The 15,971-nt window shown below is 63.1% G+C and carries 18 protein-coding genes; 11 read left to right on the top strand and 7 right to left on the bottom strand.

Annotated elements, in window-relative coordinates:
- Nucleotides 1-424: 424 nt before the first annotated feature.
- The 3 genes from purB to M729_RS0120280 form a co-directional block, all read right to left on the bottom strand.
- Nucleotides 425-1,732, bottom strand: coding sequence for an adenylosuccinate lyase (gene purB / locus M729_RS0120290; protein WP_027162656.1), 1,308 nt, complete (start codon nucleotides 1,730-1,732; stop codon nucleotides 425-427).
- 59 nt (nucleotides 1,733-1,791) lie between these two features.
- A complete protein-coding gene (locus tag M729_RS0120285; protein ID WP_084652675.1) occupies nucleotides 1,792-2,205 on the bottom strand; it encodes a hypothetical protein in 414 nt (137 codons plus the stop codon).
- A 107-nt stretch (nucleotides 2,206-2,312) separates the two neighbouring features.
- A complete protein-coding gene (locus tag M729_RS0120280) occupies nucleotides 2,313-3,038 on the bottom strand; it encodes a DUF2259 domain-containing protein (protein ID WP_027162654.1) in 726 nt (241 codons plus the stop codon).
- Nucleotides 3,039-3,166: 128 nt separating this feature from the next.
- Between M729_RS0120280 and M729_RS0120275 the strand changes: the two genes are divergently transcribed.
- The gene (locus tag M729_RS0120275; RefSeq protein ID WP_027162653.1) at nucleotides 3,167-3,421 is read left to right on the top strand and encodes a DUF2171 domain-containing protein; all 255 of its coding nucleotides are present in this window, start codon (nucleotides 3,167-3,169) and stop codon (nucleotides 3,419-3,421) included.
- Between the two features lie 14 nt (nucleotides 3,422-3,435).
- Here M729_RS0120275 and M729_RS0120270 read toward each other — a convergent pair whose 3' ends face one another.
- Nucleotides 3,436-4,461 (bottom strand): P1 family peptidase, encoded by a 1,026-nt coding sequence (locus tag M729_RS0120270; protein WP_027162652.1) that lies wholly within the window; start codon nucleotides 4,459-4,461, stop codon nucleotides 3,436-3,438.
- The gene (locus tag M729_RS0120265) at nucleotides 4,461-5,531 is read right to left on the bottom strand and encodes an ABC transporter substrate-binding protein (RefSeq protein ID WP_027162651.1); all 1,071 of its coding nucleotides are present in this window, start codon (nucleotides 5,529-5,531) and stop codon (nucleotides 4,461-4,463) included. Before M729_RS0120265 ends, M729_RS0120270 begins: the two co-directional genes overlap by 1 nt.
- Nucleotides 5,532-5,710: 179 nt before the next feature.
- Between M729_RS0120265 and M729_RS0120260 the strand changes: the two genes are divergently transcribed.
- The 7 genes from M729_RS0120260 to M729_RS0120230 are packed head-to-tail and all read left to right on the top strand — an operon-like array spanning nucleotide 5,711 to nucleotide 12,052.
- Nucleotides 5,711-6,238 carry a flavin reductase gene (locus M729_RS0120260; protein ID WP_027162650.1) on the top strand — a complete coding sequence of 176 codons (528 nt, stop codon included), beginning with the start codon at nucleotides 5,711-5,713 and terminating at the stop codon, nucleotides 6,236-6,238.
- Nucleotides 6,235-7,164 (top strand): MoxR family ATPase, encoded by a 930-nt coding sequence (locus tag M729_RS0120255; RefSeq protein WP_023810354.1) that lies wholly within the window; start codon nucleotides 6,235-6,237, stop codon nucleotides 7,162-7,164. Before M729_RS0120260 ends, M729_RS0120255 begins: the two co-directional genes overlap by 4 nt.
- Nucleotides 7,165-7,167: 3 nt before the next feature.
- Nucleotides 7,168-8,412 (top strand): VWA domain-containing protein, encoded by a 1,245-nt coding sequence (locus M729_RS0120250; RefSeq protein WP_027162649.1) that lies wholly within the window; start codon nucleotides 7,168-7,170, stop codon nucleotides 8,410-8,412.
- A 60-nt stretch (nucleotides 8,413-8,472) separates the two neighbouring features.
- On the top strand, nucleotides 8,473-8,811 hold the full coding sequence (locus tag M729_RS0120245) for an XdhC family protein (RefSeq protein WP_027036960.1): 339 nt from the start codon (nucleotides 8,473-8,475) through the stop codon (nucleotides 8,809-8,811).
- 6 nt (nucleotides 8,812-8,817) lie between these two features.
- Nucleotides 8,818-9,522 (top strand): XdhC family protein, encoded by a 705-nt coding sequence (locus M729_RS0120240; protein ID WP_027162648.1) that lies wholly within the window; start codon nucleotides 8,818-8,820, stop codon nucleotides 9,520-9,522.
- Nucleotides 9,519-11,129 carry a molybdopterin-binding/glycosyltransferase family 2 protein gene (locus tag M729_RS0120235; protein ID WP_027162647.1) on the top strand — a complete coding sequence of 537 codons (1,611 nt, stop codon included), beginning with the start codon at nucleotides 9,519-9,521 and terminating at the stop codon, nucleotides 11,127-11,129. Before M729_RS0120240 ends, M729_RS0120235 begins: the two co-directional genes overlap by 4 nt.
- Nucleotides 11,130-11,161: 32 nt before the next feature.
- Nucleotides 11,162-12,052 (top strand): alpha/beta fold hydrolase, encoded by an 891-nt coding sequence (locus M729_RS0120230; RefSeq protein ID WP_050596300.1) that lies wholly within the window; start codon nucleotides 11,162-11,164, stop codon nucleotides 12,050-12,052.
- A 29-nt stretch (nucleotides 12,053-12,081) separates the two neighbouring features.
- Here the strand turns inward: M729_RS0120230 and M729_RS0120225 are convergent, their stop codons facing one another.
- Nucleotides 12,082-13,134: a DUF1176 domain-containing protein gene (locus tag M729_RS0120225; RefSeq protein ID WP_027162645.1), complete on the bottom strand. Its 1,053-nt coding sequence runs from the start codon at nucleotides 13,132-13,134 to the stop codon at nucleotides 12,082-12,084.
- A gap of 138 nt (nucleotides 13,135-13,272) precedes the next feature.
- Between M729_RS0120225 and M729_RS0120220 the strand changes: the two genes are divergently transcribed.
- Entirely contained in the window at nucleotides 13,273-13,779 is a 507-nt protein-coding gene (locus M729_RS0120220; protein WP_027162644.1) for a DUF1993 family protein, read from the top strand.
- 60 nt (nucleotides 13,780-13,839) lie between these two features.
- Here M729_RS0120220 and M729_RS1000000137430 read toward each other — a convergent pair whose 3' ends face one another.
- Entirely contained in the window at nucleotides 13,840-14,004 is a 165-nt protein-coding gene (locus M729_RS1000000137430) for a hypothetical protein (RefSeq protein ID WP_023706483.1), read from the bottom strand.
- Nucleotides 14,005-14,313: 309 nt separating this feature from the next.
- Here M729_RS1000000137430 and M729_RS0120210 point away from each other — a divergent pair, with 309 nt between their 5' ends.
- Complete coding sequence (locus M729_RS0120210) at nucleotides 14,314-14,769, top strand: hypothetical protein (RefSeq protein WP_013532105.1); 456 nt, start codon at nucleotides 14,314-14,316, stop codon at nucleotides 14,767-14,769.
- Between the two features lie 114 nt (nucleotides 14,770-14,883).
- Nucleotides 14,884-15,951 (top strand): aldo/keto reductase, encoded by a 1,068-nt coding sequence (locus M729_RS0120205; protein WP_027162642.1) that lies wholly within the window; start codon nucleotides 14,884-14,886, stop codon nucleotides 15,949-15,951.
- Nucleotides 15,952-15,971: the final 20 nt, after the last annotated feature.

The raw sequence follows: 15,971 nt of genomic DNA, 5'->3' as shown, positions 1-15,971 counted from the left end.
TTCTCGGCGCGCGTGTCGGCCAGCCGGCGCATGCCCGCGCTGACACGCGCAAACATGCGCTCCAGAACCATGCTCCCCTTTTTTGCAGGCGCAGGTCGCCGAAGTATCCAAGCAGCAAAGCCATCGTCGTAGCCTCCAGAACAATGGCAGCTACAGAATCANATGCGNTTCAAACACTTCAAGCCATTTTCCGGCGTCGCTTCTTCACGCTTGACCACAGCACGAAGCAAATGTGTGCGCACGCTAGCCCACAGGGGAGAAGGTGAAGCCTGCCGCTCGCGGCTCTGCAAATCTCGATCGCTGATGCTTGGCGGCAAGGTTGCCGCAGCCTTTCCTTTTCCCCTTGTGGAAGAAGGTGGCCTCGCGAAGCGAGGTCGGATGAAGGGTGCTCAGCTTGACGCCAGCGACGGTATAGCGCTTTGCCTCAGGCTTTGCCAAACACCCGCTTGAAGATCGTGTCGACATGCTTGGTGTGATAGCCCAGGTCGAATTTCTCGCGGATCTCGGCTTCCGGTAGCGCTGCGGTCACTTCCTTGTCGGCCAAAAGTTCCTCAAGAAAATCAGCGCCTTGCTCCCACACTCTCATGGCGTTGCGCTGCACCAGCCGGTAGGAGTCTTCGCGCGACAGGCCCGCTTGCGTCAGCGCCAGCATGACGCGCTGCGAATGCACGAGGCCGCGGAACTTGTTCATGTTCTTCAGCATGTTGTCGGGATAGACGAGCAGCTTGTCGATGACGCCGGTCAGCCGTGACAGTGCGAAATCGAGCGTCACCGTGGCGTCGGGGCCGATCATGCGCTCGACCGAGGAGTGCGAAATGTCGCGCTCGTGCCAGAGCGCCACATTCTCCATTGCCGGCAGCGCCATGGAACGCACCATGCGGGCAAGGCCGGTGAGATTTTCGGTCAGCACCGGGTTGCGCTTGTGCGGCATGGCCGACGAGCCTTTCTGGCCCGGCGAAAAATACTCTTCCGCCTCCAGCACTTCGGTGCGCTGCAAATGCCGGATCTCGATCGACAGCCGCTCGACCGACGAGGCGATGACGCCGAGCGTGGCGAAGAACATGGCGTGGCGGTCGCGCGGGATGACCTGCGTCGACACCGGTTCGGGCTTCAGGCCTAGCTTCGCCGCGACATGTTCCTCGACATAGGGGTCGATGTTAGCGAAGGTGCCGACCGCGCCCGAAATGGCGCAGGTGGCAATGTCCTCCCGCGCATGCACCAAGCGCTCGCGGCAGCGCGAGAACTCGGCATAGGCCTGCGCCAGCTTGACGCCGAAGGTTGTCGGCTCGGCATGGATGCCATGGCTGCGGCCGATGGTGACGGTATCCTTGTGCTCGAAGGCGCGGCGCTTGAGCGCTGCAAGCAGACCATCGATGTCGGCGAGCAGGATATCGCTGGCGCGGGTAAGCTGCACCGCAAAGCAGGTGTCGAGAACGTCCGACGAGGTCATCCCCTGGTGGATGAAGCGGGCGTCCGGGCCGACGAATTCGGCGAGATGGGTCAGGAAGGCGATGACGTCATGCTTGGTGACGCGCTCGATCTCGTCGATCGCCTCGACATCGAATTTTGCCGCCCCGCCCTTTTCCCAGATGGTTTTTGCCGCTTCCCTGGGGATGACGCCGAGTTCGGCCAGCGCGTCGCATGCATAGGCTTCGATCTCGAACCAGATGCGGAACCGGGTTTCTGGCGACCAGATGGCGACCATTTCCGGTCGGGAATAGCGAGGGATCATCGGTCAGTCCTGACATATCGAGAAGTTTGCCCGCGTCCTAACAGAGGTGAGCAAAATGCTCAACGCTGCTGGCGCGCAAACCAGACGCCCGCGGCAAACAGAGCGATGAAACCAACTGGAAAATAGAGCCGGATGCCCAGCACCACGAACTGATAGAGCGCAATCAACGTCGTGAAGACGAATTGGAGGGCCCAGGTGCGGGTGAAAGCAGGGGCGTGCCACTCGGCGTAGTAGGAGCGGTACTGCAGGGCAAACAGCCCGGCGGTCAGGCCGATCGTCGCCGCTGCAAGGCACACGAAGGCCGCGGCGAAGGCGACTTCCCAGCGTCTTCCCTGTGAGACCAGCCGTGCCGCGAACAGGCCGATCGGAAAGGCCAGCGCAGCTCCCACCGCAAACAGCGCGGTGACAATGCGGATTTTCGCCGGCGTCTCCCAGTCGTCCAACAACAGGGTGACGAGCGCGCTGGCGCCCATCGTCACAGCCCACAACACGGCGCCGAAAAGCGCAGTGCGCGGCGTCGGTATCGCGCGGCGAAAGCGGTTCAGCGCACGATTGCGCCTGGCGGATTGAACAGGGGATGTCACAGGCGGCCGGTCACCGCGATCCAGCGAAAGTCCGGGCCTTCAAAGCCGTATTGGCGCACCGCGATCAGCACGGCATAGGCGCTGAGACTGTCCATCGAAAAGGTCTGCACGGCACCGATGCGGTAGCCGTTCGGGCAACCCCGGCTTTTCGGTATCGCCTTGTCCTCGTGCAGCAGCTTGGTGATGCCGCCATTCTGCGCCTCGATGCGCAGCAGCCGAAAGCCGTTGATCTCGCCCTGACTCTCGCAGCCCTCGGTGTTGTTCATGCCGAGCTCATCGAGGCGGAACTCGAGCGGCTGGTCGACCGGAGAGAAGATCGGGCGCGGGTTGACCGCCATCCGGTGCGGATCGGCCGAAAGTTCGGTCACCGGGTTGAAACCCGCGGTAATGCCGCGGTTGGCGCTCAGCTCGGCCTGACTGACAATGGCTTCGCCTTTTTGCCGGGTCTGAAGGCGCGCTGCGTCCAGTTCGGCATTCTCGTCCTCAAGCCGGACCCGGATCGGCGTGCCCTTCAGAAAGCTGTCGGTGCTGGTGTCGATGTAATAGCGGTTGGCATAGGGAAAGCCCGATCCATCCTGCACGCCATATTCCTCGAAAGCGAAGACGCCGCCGTCCTTGGTGAAGCCGAGGATTTCAAGTTCGGCGACATCGCCGGCATGAGCCGCGATCGAGGTCGCAAACTGTGCAAGCAGGCCAACGGCAAACAGAAAGAGCATTCGCATCGGTCTTCACCCCCGTGATCGTCTCAATCCCCTAGCACGACGAAATCAAAACGTCGTGCGGTGCGAAAGCCGATGCATCCAATCGGCCCGTCATTTGTTAATGTCGGCAGTCCCAATGGAGAACCACCATGACCGACACCAGCAAAATTCGCGAGCATATGGAAGTCGTCGGCGCCGATGGCGTGCATGTCGGCACCGTCGACAAGGTCGACGGCCAGCGCATCAAGCTGACCAAGGCCGATAGCGGCGAGGGCGCTCACAAGGGCCATCATCATTACATTCCTCTGACCCTGATTGCCGAGGTCGACGGCAAGAAGGTCTGGCTGTCGGCGAATTCCGACGTCGCGGTGACGTTCGAGGAAGAAAAGTCCGACCCGGTCTGATCAACGCCTTCCGCTCATCCCAAGCGTGACGACCAAACCGGAAACAGATCGTTTTCGGCAGGCGTCGCGGCAAACACGCCTCGGCTGATGGCGCGCGCCATGGTGGCGCCGGCCGCTGCATAGAGATTGATTGCCGCATCGGCGGAGAGTTCGATGCCGCTTGTGCCCGTCGCCAGCGCGAACACAAGGTCGCCGTCGGCCGGCGTGTGTGTCGGCCAGATGGCGCGGACGAATCCGTCATGCGCCGATATCGCCAGGCGCTTGGCAGCAGCCTTTGTGAGCACTGCATCGGTGGCAATGACCGCGATGGTGGTGTTGCCGCCGGTCTCCGTCTGCTGGCCAAAATGCTTGTCGCGGTATTTCAAAAGAATCTGCTTCGCCTCGTCCGGCATCGGCGAGGGATAGCCAAGACCGCCGAATTCGTTGCCGATTTCGAACGGTGCCGCCCAGAAATGACGGGTTCGGCCTGTGTTCACCGAGCCGGTCGGGTTGACGGCGGCCAGCGCACCGACGGTGACGCCGCTGTCCAGCAGCGTCGATGCCGAGCCGAGGCCGCCCTTCAGCCCCGAAGTGAGCGCGCCGGTGCCGGCGCCGATGGTACCGAGCTGGAAATCGGCGGTGGCGGTTTGCGCCGCTTCATAGCCAAGTTCGCGGTAGGGCGGATAACGGCCCCAATCCTTGTCGCCGCCATTGCGCAGGTCGAACAGGATCGCCGACGGCACGATCGGCACGCGAAACCCACCGACCTCGAGGCCGATGCCACGTTCACGCAGCGCCGCCTGCACGCCGGAGGCCGCGTCGAGGCCGAAAGCCGAACCGCCCGAAAGCACCACGGCGTGCACCTCCTCGACCGAATTGTGCGGTTCGAGCAGATCGGTCTCGCGGGTGCCCGGCGCACCGCCCAGGATCTGGACGCCGGCCACTGTCGGCGCATCGCAAAGCACGGCCGTTACGCCGGATTTCAGCCTGGCGTCGGACGCGTTGCCGACCCGCAGGCCGGCAACGTCGGTGATCAGGTTGCGTGGGCCGGTGCGAAACATCAGTTGCTTTCCAAGGGCGCAAAGCGCGTGCCGTCGAAGCGGAAGACGCGATAGGGGCTCTGGCTGAGATCGCCTTTCGCATCAAAGCGGATCGGCCCGATCGCCGTGGTGAAATCCTGTCCAGTCAGGGCTTCAGCCAATGGACCCGAGCTTTCGGACAAGCCTGACGCCGCTTTGGCGATTTGGACCGCTGCAAAGGCCGGCAGCGTATAGCCGTCAGGCACGATCTTCTGCGCGGCAAAGGCTGCCAGCACTTTTGGATCGGCGACATCGGCCCATTCCGGCGGTGCGATCATCAGCGTGCCCACGGCATAGGGCACGTCGCCCGGCGGTGTGCGCAGATTCTCGCCGCCGGCAAAGACGATGCCCGCCTGAAGCTGCGCGGCATCGCGGCCCATGATGGCGATGTCGTCGCCGTCGCCGCCGGCAAAGACATGCGTCGCGCCGGCCTTCTTCAGCCGACCGATCATGCCGATCTGATTGTCGAGCTGCGGCCGGAACGTGTCGACGAACACAGGTTTCAGCGCAGCCTGTTCGGCCGCGGCCCGCAACGTCTCGGCGATCTCACGGCCGTAGATGGTGCCGTCGTCGATAATGGCGAACAGCTCGTTCTGCCACAGATGGGTGAGGGCAGAGGCGACAGTGTTGCGCTCATCGTCGCCGCGCGGGCCGAGGCGATAGACCGGCCAGCCGGTCTGGGCGCGGCGGTCGGTCAGGCTCTCGGTTCGCACGCCAACGGTGATGACCGGAATGTTGGCGTCCTTGAGAATAGGCATCGCCGCCTCGATCGCCTCGGTGCAGAGGAAGCCGACCACGATATTGACCTTGGCGGCGGCGAATTCCCTGGCAGCAGTAGCGCCGCCATCGGCGGTGCAGGCGTCATCCACGGTCTTGAGTTCGATGCCGTTCGCTTCGGCCGCCAGACCGGTGCCGGCCTCGATCTGCTTGCCGAGAATGGCCGATGGTCCAGACAGGGGCGCGGAGACCCCGACCAGCAGCGTCTGGGCATCCGCACCGCTGGCCAGAAACAGCCAGAACAGCGCCGCTATTGTTCTTGTCCTGGGTCGCATTCGAGCGATGGGTCCCTCTGTGCCGGCTCTATGCTCCTGGCACTATTGCCGCCAAGACCTAAAGGCTGCCCGGCCTTGGTGCAACACGCGAATTTCGGGATATGGCTCAGGCACTTCGCTTGTGGCGGGCTATGTCTGGCCATATATGTCGGTAGGATCCTGACCATGGAAAATTTCCGGTGCTGAAGAAGAACGACATTGGGCCGCAGGCCTATCGTGACGCGATGAGCCACTTTGCCGGCCACGTCCATGTGGTCACCACCGACGGGCTGGCCGGCAAGCGTGGCACGACGGTGATCGCCGCCTGTTCGGTGTCGGACACGCCGCCCACCATCCTGGTCTGTCTCAACCGCGAAAATGCCAAGAATGAGCTGTTCGTGAAAAACGGCAGGTTTGCCCTGAACACGCTGGCCTCGCACCAGGAGCCGCTGTCGGTCGGCTTTTCCGGCATCACCGGCCTGCCGGTCGAGGAACGTTTCGCGCTTGGCGAATGGGATGTGATCTCTACCGGCGCGCCGACGCTGAAGGGTGCGCTCGCCGTGTTCGACTGCGAATTGATCGATACCAAGGATCTGGCTACCCATCGTGTGCTTTTTGGCAAGGTGACAGGTCTGCGTATGGGCGATAATTTGCGGCCGCTGATCTATCACGCCCGCGGCTACCACGTACTGGAAAGCGGAGCGGCGGCGTTCACGGAGAAAGAATGACCGAGCTGAAACCGCGCGCCGCGCCACGGACGATCGACGAGACGCTCGATCTCCTGACCGGTGCGGACTATGTGGCGGACCGGTCGCTGGCGACCGTGCTGTTCCTGTCGTTGCGTATGAAGCGGCCGCTTTTCCTCGAGGGCGAGGCCGGCGTCGGCAAGACCGAGATCGCCAAGGTGTTGGCACAGGCGCTTGGCCGCCGGCTGATCCGCCTACAGTGCTATGAAGGCCTCGACGTCTCGTCCGCCGTCTATGAGTGGAACTACGCCGCGCAGATGATTGAAATCCGCATGGAGGAGGCGGCCGGCAAGGTCGAGCGGTCCGCCATGGAGCGCAACGTCTTCTCCGAAAAATACCTTATCCGCCGCCCGGTGCTCGATGCGCTGACCGGAAAGACGGGCGCTGCCCCGGTTTTCCTGATCGATGAGCTCGACCGCACCGACGAGGCGTTCGAGGCCTTCCTGCTCGAAATCCTGTCCGACTTCCAGGTGACGGTGCCCGAGCTCGGCACCATCAAGGCGGAAGAGCCGCCGATCGTCATCATCACCACCAACCGCACCCGTGAGATCCACGACGCGCTGAAGCGGCGCTGCCTCTATCACTGGGTCGACTATCCCAATGCCGAGCGCGAGCTCGAGATCGTGCGTCGTAAGGTGCCGCAGGCCAACCAGCGGCTTTCGGCAGAAGTGGTCTCCTTCATCCAGAAGCTGCGCCAGATCGAATTGTTCAAGGTGCCTGGCGTCGCCGAAACCATCGACTGGGCCGGCGCGCTGACCGAACTCGACAAGGTGGCGCTCGATCCGGAAACCGTCTCCGACACGATCGGCGTGCTGTTGAAATACCAGGACGACATTGCCCGCATCGAACAGGGCGAGGGCCGGCGCATCCTCAACGAGGTGAAGGCCGAGCTTTCGGCGGCGGAGTAGGCGATGTTGCGCCCCGAACCTAAAGAGGCCATGCCGCACGGGCGGATCGCCGACAACATCGTCTATTTTGCCCGCACCTTGCGCAAGGCCGGCATGCGGGTCGGGCCGGCTTCGGTCAAGGACGCCATCGAGGCGGTGCTCGCCGCCGGCATCGGTTCGCGCGACGATTTCTACTGGACGCTGCACGCCGTGCTGGTGTCCAGGCATGAGGATCACGCCATTTTCGACGAAGCCTTCCGGCTGTTCTGGAAATCGCGCGAGCTGATCGAAAAGATGCTGGCGATGTTTTCGCCGGTCGCACCGGACAACAGGGAAAAGCAGAAGCCCCGTGCTGCGGAGAACCGCGTCAGCCAGGCTATGTTCGAAGGCCATCAGAAGAACCAGCCGCGCCAAGAAATCCCCGAGATCGAAGTCGACGCCCGCTTCACCTTCTCCGGCAACGAGGTGCTGCGGGCCAAGGACTTTGCCCAGATGAACGCCGCCGAAATGGCCGACGCCAAGAAGGCGATCGCGCAGCTGCGGTTGCCTTTCGACATGGTGCGGACGCGGCGCTTCAAGGCCGATGCGCATGGCCGTCGCATCGATCCGCGCGCCATGATGCGTTCGGCCGCGCGCACCGGCGGCGAACTGATCCTGCCGAAATTCCGCTCAGCCCGCGAGGTTCATCCGCCGCTGGTCGTGCTGGCGGACATTTCCGGCTCGATGAGCCAGTACACGCGGATCTTCCTGCATTTCCTGCATGCGCTGACGGAAAAAAGGCGTCGCGTGCACACCTTCGTCTTCGGTACCAGGCTGACCAATCTGACCCGGCAGATGCGCCATCGCGACCCGGATGCAGCCCTGGCCGACTGTTCGGCGGCGGTCAGGGACTGGTCGGGCGGCACGCGCATCGGCGACACGCTGGCCGAGTTCAACCTGATATGGTCGCGCCGCGTGCTGGGGCAGGGGGCGGTCGTGCTTCTGATCACCGACGGGCTGGAGCGCGACGATGTCGCCGGCCTGTCGGAGGAGATGGAGCGCCTGCACAAATCCTGCCGGCGGCTGATCTGGCTTAACCCGTTGCTGCGTTTTGACGGTTTTCAGGCGCGCGCCCGTGGCGTCAAGGCGATGCTGCCGCATGTCGACGAGTTCCGCTCGGTGCACAATCTCGATGCGCTCGCCGATCTCTGCGCGTCATTGGACAAGAAGTCGGCACAATCCGTCGATCCGCGCCGATGGCTGGAAGCTGGCGCGAGGCACGCCGCATAACCATATCTTTCCCATCCGGAAAACAGATCCCGAGAAAAACAGACTTCTGGAGAAACGGTCATGGAAAACAGCATTTATCTGGATGAGGCCCGCGACCCGCTGATCATTGCGGAGGGCTGGATGAAGGACGGCAAGGACGTGGCCATCGCGACAGTGGTCGAGACCTGGGGGTCGGCGCCCCGACCTGTAGGCAGCCATCTGGTCATCGACGCCGACGGCAATTTCCACGGCTCCGTCTCGGGCGGCTGCGTCGAAGGCGCTGTGGTCAGCGAGGCCATCGACGTCATCGACGGCGGCAAGGCCAGGATGCTGGAGTTCGGTGTTGCCGATGAAACCGCATGGCAGGTCGGCTTGTCCTGTGGCGGTCGCATCAAGGTGTATGTGGAAAGACTGGGCTGATCTCGAATGGATCCCTATGCACTGAAAACACTGAACGCAGAACGACGCGCTCGCCGCGCGGCGATCCTGGTCACTGATCTCGGTGATGGCCGCGACCGGGTCGTGCGCGAGGGCGATCAGGTTGCCGGCGATCTCGGCGCCGCGATCGCCAGGGCGTTCCGCACAGGCAACTCCGGTTCGGTCGAAGCAGAGGGGCGAACCTTCTTTCTCAACGCGCATCTGCCGCAGCCGCGTCTGGTCGTGATTGGCGCTGTCCATATCAGCCAGGCGCTGGCGCCGATGGCGAAGATCGCCGGCTATCCCGTGGAGATCATCGACCCCCGCACCGCCTTCGCCACGCCAGACCGCTTTCCCGATGTGGCGCTTCACGCCGAATGGCCGGAGGATGTGCTGAAGCGTCAGCCGCTGGACAGCTACACCGCACTTGCCGCCGTCACCCATGATCCGAAGGTCGATGATTTCGCCCTGAAGGCAGCATTAGACGCCAACTGTTTCTATGTCGGAGCGCTCGGCAGCAGGAAGACGCATGCCAAGCGTGTCGAACGTTTGCTGGCGCTGGGCGCGAGCGCCGACCAGATCGCCCGTATCCATGCGCCGATCGGCCTCGATATTGGTGCTGCGAGCCCGGCCGAGATCGCCGTTGCCGTTCTCGCACAGGCCATCAACGCCTTCCGCTCGCGCGGTCTCGATGCCAAGGGCGCTGCGGCGTGAAATTTGGCCCGATCCCGATCGAGACGGCGGAAGGGGCGGTGCTGGCGCACTCCACCACCGCTGGTGAACGCCGCTTCCGCAAGGCGCACAGGCTGAGCGCCGAAGATGTGGCGCTGCTGCGGGCTGCCGGTGTTTCCGAGGTCGTTGCGGCTGTGCTGGCTGAGGACGACCTCGGCGAGGATGCGGCCGCGCAAACGATTGCCGGGAGCATGGCCTTTCGCGGCATCGAGGCCAAGCCTGCCGCGACCGGGCGGGTCAACCTCCATGCCAAGGCGCCAGGCATCTTCACGGTCGATGCCGCTGCCATCGACGCCATCAATGCCATCGATCCCGCCATCACCATCGCCACGCTGGCGCAGCATGCGCCGGTCGAGAAAGGCCAGATGGTCGCGACGGTGAAGATCATTCCCTTCGCGGTCAGTTCGGCGCTGGTCGACGCTGCGACAGAAATCTGCGCCGCAGGCGAGATCTTTGCCGTCAATGCCTACCGGCCCGTGCGTGTCGGCGTCATCCAGACGGTTTTGCCGGGCATCAAGCCTTCCGTGCTCGACAAGACGCTGCGCGTCACCGAAGCGCGACTGGCGCGCACCGGGGGCAGGCTGACGGCCGAGCGCCGCACGCCGCATGAGATCGCGCCGGTGGCGGAGGCCACGGCTTCCCTGGTGCCCGACAATGACATGGTGGTGATCTTCGGCGCCTCGGCGATGAGCGATTTCGCCGATGTCATTCCCGCGGCGATCGAGAAAGCGGGTGGTACCGTCGTCCGCGCCGGCATGCCGGTCGATCCCGGCAATCTTCTGGTGCTCGGTACGCTCGGTGGCAAGCACGTCATCGGCGCGCCCGGCTGCGCCCGCAGTCCCAAGGAGAACGGCTTCGACTGGGTGCTGGACCGGTTGATCGCTGGTCTCGACGTGACCGCCAGGGATATTGCCGCCATGGGGGTCGGCGGGCTGTTGATGGAAATCCCGACACGGCCGCAGCCGCGCGAACCGCTGCCGGCCAAATCTCAGCTCAAGGTCGGCATCGTGTTGCTGGCGGCCGGCCGGTCGAGCCGCATGGGCGGGCCGAACAAGCTGCTGGCGCTGTTCGACGGCAAGCCGCTGGTGTACCGCACCGCCGAGCGGGCGCTTGGCTCGAAGGCATCCAGCACTGTCGTCGTCACCGGCCACCAGCGCGAGCGGGTGCGCGCTGCGCTGGCGGGCCTCGACGTGACCTTCGCCCACAATCCCGATTTTACCGAGGGCCTGTCCACTTCGCTGAAGGCCGGCATTGCCTATCTGCCGGAAGACGCCGCCGGTGTGATGATCGTTCTCGGCGACATGCCTGATATCACGTCCGATGATCTCGACAGATTGATCGATGCGTTCCGCAAGGCCGGCGGCAATGCGGTGGTCCGCGCTTCGCATGACGGCAAGCGTGGCAATCCGGTGCTGTTGCCGCGTTCGCTGTTTCCGGCAATCGCCCATCTCGAAGGCGACACCGGCGCACGCCATCTGGTCGAGACCGAAGGGCTCGATGTCATCGATGTCGAGATCGGCGCCGCGGCGTCTGTCGATGTCGACACGCGCGAGGCGCTGGAAGGCGCCGGCGGCGTGCTGCAGGATTGACAAACCCAAGCCGAATTACGCATGCCTTGGGCATGTCTATTCGCTGCCAAATTTTCTGTGCCTTTGCAGTCGCGACCGCGTTGCTGTCTTCGGCCGCGCAAAGTCAGGCGCTGTCCCTAAAACCCTTCAAGGACGATCTCTTCGCCTATCCGCCCACGCTGTCGTCCGACATCAACGGCGCCTACACGGTCATCGACTACCGTGAGATGCGCGACATCAACCAGCGTGACCAGGTGCCCGAGCGGCGGGTGAACGCCCAATATACCGACCCCAGCGTGCGCAAGGTGCAGCAGGATCTGTTGCTGAAGACCGATGCCGGCGATGTCAGGCATGTCGCCGTCGGCAAGACCGAGGGCGCCGGCATCATCGTGCTTTACCTGCACGGGCAGGGCGGCAGCCGCAAGCAGGGTGTCGACGACTTCACTTTCGGCGGCAATTTCAACCGGCTCAAGAACCTGATGGCCGGCAATGGCGGCCTCTATCTCAGTCCTGATTTCCCCGATTTCGGCGATACGGGAGCGGCGCAGGTGGCGGCGCTGATCGGTCATTATGCCGAACAGTCGCCAGGCGCGAAGATCTTCGTCGCCTGCGGCTCGATGGGCGGCGCGCTGTGCTGGAAGCTGGCCGCGCGCAAGGACATGGGCGGCCGCATCAACGGCCTGCTGCTGCTCGGCTCGCTGTGGGATGAGAGCTTTTTCACCAGCCCAGCATTCAAGCGCCGTGTGCCGGTCTTTTTCGGCCAGGGCAGTCACGACGTGGTCTTCCCAGTGGCAAATCAGGAGGCATTCTTTCGCTCGATCCTGGCCAAATCGAAGACTTACCCGACCCGTTTCGTTCGTTTCGAGACCGGCACCCATGGCACCCCGATCCGCATGACCGACTGGCGCGGCACGCTCAACTGGATGCTATCGAAGTCGCCCTGATCGACACAGCCTGCAAGCCCGTGTGACGCTCAAGGCGCAGTGTTGTAGTCGACGACAGTCTCGGGATTTTGCTCGCCGTCATATGATGCATCGACGTCGTACTGGACCAGCGAGAAATTGCCGTTGCGGAACAGATACGTGCCGGCGTCGGAAGCATCGCCGACCCCGCGCCACTTGTTGAACGTGGTGATCGTCTGGGTGGCCTCGTCATAGTCGGAATTGACCGCCCAGCCGGACGTCTGGAAACCGACGATGCTCATGCCCAGCAATTTGCCGTTGCTGTCATTGTTCTCGTAGCGGATGTCCATCTTGGGTTCGGCGAATTGCAATTGCTGCACGGCCGATATCTCGTCGGTCATATAATAGACCGAGCTTTCATTGTAGGCGGCGGCCGAGCAGGAAAAATGGAACAGCCGCGTCTCCTTGTCGGGGTCGCCGGGCTGCGCATCCTTGTCCTTGTATTTGATTGAAAAGACCGTCGGCTCGTCGGCCAGGAACTGTTTGTCGCACTGGCCGCCATAGGTTGCCAGAAACGCCTTCTTTGCCTGCTCCAGCGCAGTGTCCTTCTTCGGTGGCGGCGGCCCGTCGCCGCAGCTTGGCGGCAGCGCCTCCTCGAAATCGGCGGTGGAGGGTTTCAGTGCCCCCTTCTCGATGTGGATCGGATCGAAGGGTGGCTCCGCCTGGATCTGGGCATTCACCTGGCGCAGCGTGTAGCAGCCGGCAAAAACCTTTTCGCCGCCGCTCTTGTCGGTGGCGCGGATGGCGACGGGCACGTTGTAGAAAATGCTGCCGGCCGCACCTTCGTCGGAAACCGCCCCGGTCAAGACCTCGACCTTGTCGGTGCCGTCATAGCCCTTGACGAAACTGTCGAAATCCTTTGCCGGTTTTGTATCGCCGAAATACCCCCAGGCGCGAGCGAATTCGTGCCGGCTGATGGCGCTGTAGAGCGAACGCACAACAGCATCGGCGCTCGACCGGTCGTCGACATAGGGCGTTTCGCGGGCATCTTCGGCTGCCAAGGTCGTTTGACCGATCGGGGCCAGGGAGAGAAAGGCAGTCGCTGCGAAAAGGGCGCATCTCATCGGGAACCTCCGCTCGATAAGAGGATTCTACGACGGCGATTGCGGCAACGTGGTGACGCGGCGTCGGCGGCCTTGAAAAATCCTGCACGAAGGCGCTACGTCGCGTCCGCCGGCGCTGGGCCGGGCAGGAGATTTGACGTGACGATATCGATGTATGAGGCATCCGTGCCGGTGTTTTCGGCCAGGCTGAAAGCGCTTTCCAATGTGCTTGCGACCGCCGAACAGAATGCGCTGGACCGCAAGATAGACCCGCAGGTTTTTCTGACGGCGCGGCTGGCGCCGGACATGTTCGCCTTGACCAGGCAGGTGCAGATCGCCACCGATCATGCCAAGGGCGCGCCGTCACGGCTCGCCGGCCGCGAAGTGCCGAAATACGAGGACAATGAGGCGAGTTTTGCCGATGTCCAGGCTCGCATCACGAAGACGCTCGACCTTCTCGCGACATTTTCGGCTGCCGAATTCAACGGCTCCGATGACAAGATCATCGAGCTGAAGCTTGGTGGACGCGAAAGCTCGATGCCCGGCCTGCAGTATCTGCTGCATGTGGCCATGCCCAACTTCTATTTCCATCTCACCACGGCTTACGACATCCTTCGCCACAATGGCGTACCGTTGGGCAAAGCGACATTCCTGGGATCGCGCTAAGGAATTGAGTTTTTGGAGGTGTCCCGGACCGATCCGGGACATCCTGAACACCGGATGCAGCTAGCGAACGGACATTTCGCGGGCGATGCGGGGGAAGTCGGCCGGCTTGATCCCGATGTCGGCGCGGTCGGCATTGCTCATCGAATGAAGCAGCGCGAGCGCCGAGCGGTATCTCAGATGTTCCTGCGGCCGAGGCCGGGCGAACATTTCAGTGAAGAAACCCATGATTCAAGCCCCAAATTGGTCCTCCACGGCTGCCAATATAGGTGAATCGTGACAATTGTGCAGTGCAGCATTTGCATACCTGCCATGTCTTGGCGAATTTTTTCGCCATTTTCCGCAACCGGGTGAAACTTTTGCTGACGCGCATCGTAGCCTCGAATGCTGGCTGCATGGCTGCCACGAGGCGACGGCTAAATTCGTTGAGATCGGTGCCATGCATTTTTAACGAGCCGGTTCTATGCTTCGATACCCGAATGGTCGGGCGAGGGGGAGGCTGACATCGCTACTGGCGCCAAGCGGGATTTCGCTTCGTTGCTCGACGACCTCTTCATCGCCCCCGACAAGAATGGCGAGGGCGAAGCGGCCGGCGCTCGTCCATCGATCCCGTTCGACTATCTTTCGGTGGCCGATGAACTCCATTCCGGCCGCATCAAGGTTTCCGCTGCCGAATATCGCGAGGCGGGCGCGGATCTGGCGACCGAATTCGCCGCTTTGCTCGATCATGCCAAGCTCGTTCTCGCCGGCGAAGAGCCAAAGCCCGAGGAAAAACTGCCGCCGATCGATCCCGAAGCCATCGCCGTCGAACTCGGCCTCAATCAGCCCAAGCAGGTCGCCGATTTCGGCCGTATGCGCCGCAGCTTTGCCTTTGCCAACCATCCCGACCGCGTCGCCCCACATTTGCGCCAGCGCGCCATGATCCGCATGCAAGTGGCCAACATGCTGATCGACGAGGCCAAGCGTCGTGCACTGGCCGGTGCTCGCCGCTAACCCGGCTGGTTCACGCAAAAGTCGGCCTGGCGAGGCTTGGAGAGCGGCTCTGCTTTGCCTATAGATGCGGCTCCTCCGCGCAGTCGCGCCAGCCTTCCTCCGGAGCCGAATTCCATGCACAAACGCCGTCTCGGTCGGACCGATCTTCTTGTTACCCAGATCTGCCTGGGCTCCATGACCTGGGGCCAGCAGAACACCGAGGCCGAAGGCCACGCCCAGATGGACCTGGCTTTCTCGCGCGGCGTCAATTTCATCGACACCGCCGAGCTCTATCCGATCCCGCCCAAGGCGGAGACGCAGGGGCGGACCGAAAAGATCATCGGCAGCTGGATGAAGGCCAAGGGCAACCGCGACAAGGTGATCTTGGCCTCGAAGGTCGTCGGCCGCACGGCCAACAGCTGGTTTCGCGGCGACAGGCCGTCGCAACTGGTGCGCGCCGATATCTTTGACGCCATCGACAAGTCGCTGACCAAGCTCGGCACCGACTACATCGACCTCTATCAGATCCACTGGCCGGAGCGGGATATCCCCTGGGGCGCCAACCCGACGCGCGTCGGCGCCGTGTCGCCGCGCGCCGATTCCGTCGGCGCACCGGCCGGCGAAACGCCGATCGCCGAGACGCTTGCCGTGTTTGACGAATTGGTGAAGGCAGGAAAGATCCGGCATTTCGGCCTGTCGAACGAGAGTTCCTGGGGCGTGATGCGGTTCCTTGCCGAAGCCGACAAGGGTATCGGCCCGCGCGTCGCGTCGATCCAGAACGCCTACAATCTCGTCAACCGCACCTTCGAGGTGAATCTCGCCGAGGTCTGCGAGCGCGAGCAGGTGTCGCTGCTGCCCTATTCGCCGCTGGCGCAGGGCTATCTCACCGGCAAGTACGACCACGGCGCGCGGCCTCAGGGCTCGCGCACTCAGCTGTTCAATCGCGGCCAGCGCTACGAGACGCCAGGTGCCGCCGAGGCACAACTCGAATACAATGAGCTGGCGCGCTCCTTTGGCCTGGAGCCGGCACTGTTTGCCAACGCCTTTGTCTCGAGCCGGCCGTTCGTAACCTCGAACATCGTCGGCGCGACGACCGTTGCGCAGCTCGATATGGCGCTGTCTTCCGTCGACGTCGTCTGGACCGACGAAATGCAGAAGGCGGTGGATGCGATCCACCAGCGGGTCGGCAATCCCTGTCCTTGAACGGGGATTGCTGGCCGAAT

Origin of the sequence: Mesorhizobium sp. WSM1293, from assembly GCF_000513875.1 — a bacterium.
Taxonomy (GTDB): Bacteria; Pseudomonadota; Alphaproteobacteria; order Rhizobiales; family Rhizobiaceae; genus Mesorhizobium; species Mesorhizobium ciceri.
The sequence above is the reverse complement of the archived record's forward strand: the minus strand, read 5'-3'. Positions and strand labels throughout refer to the sequence as shown.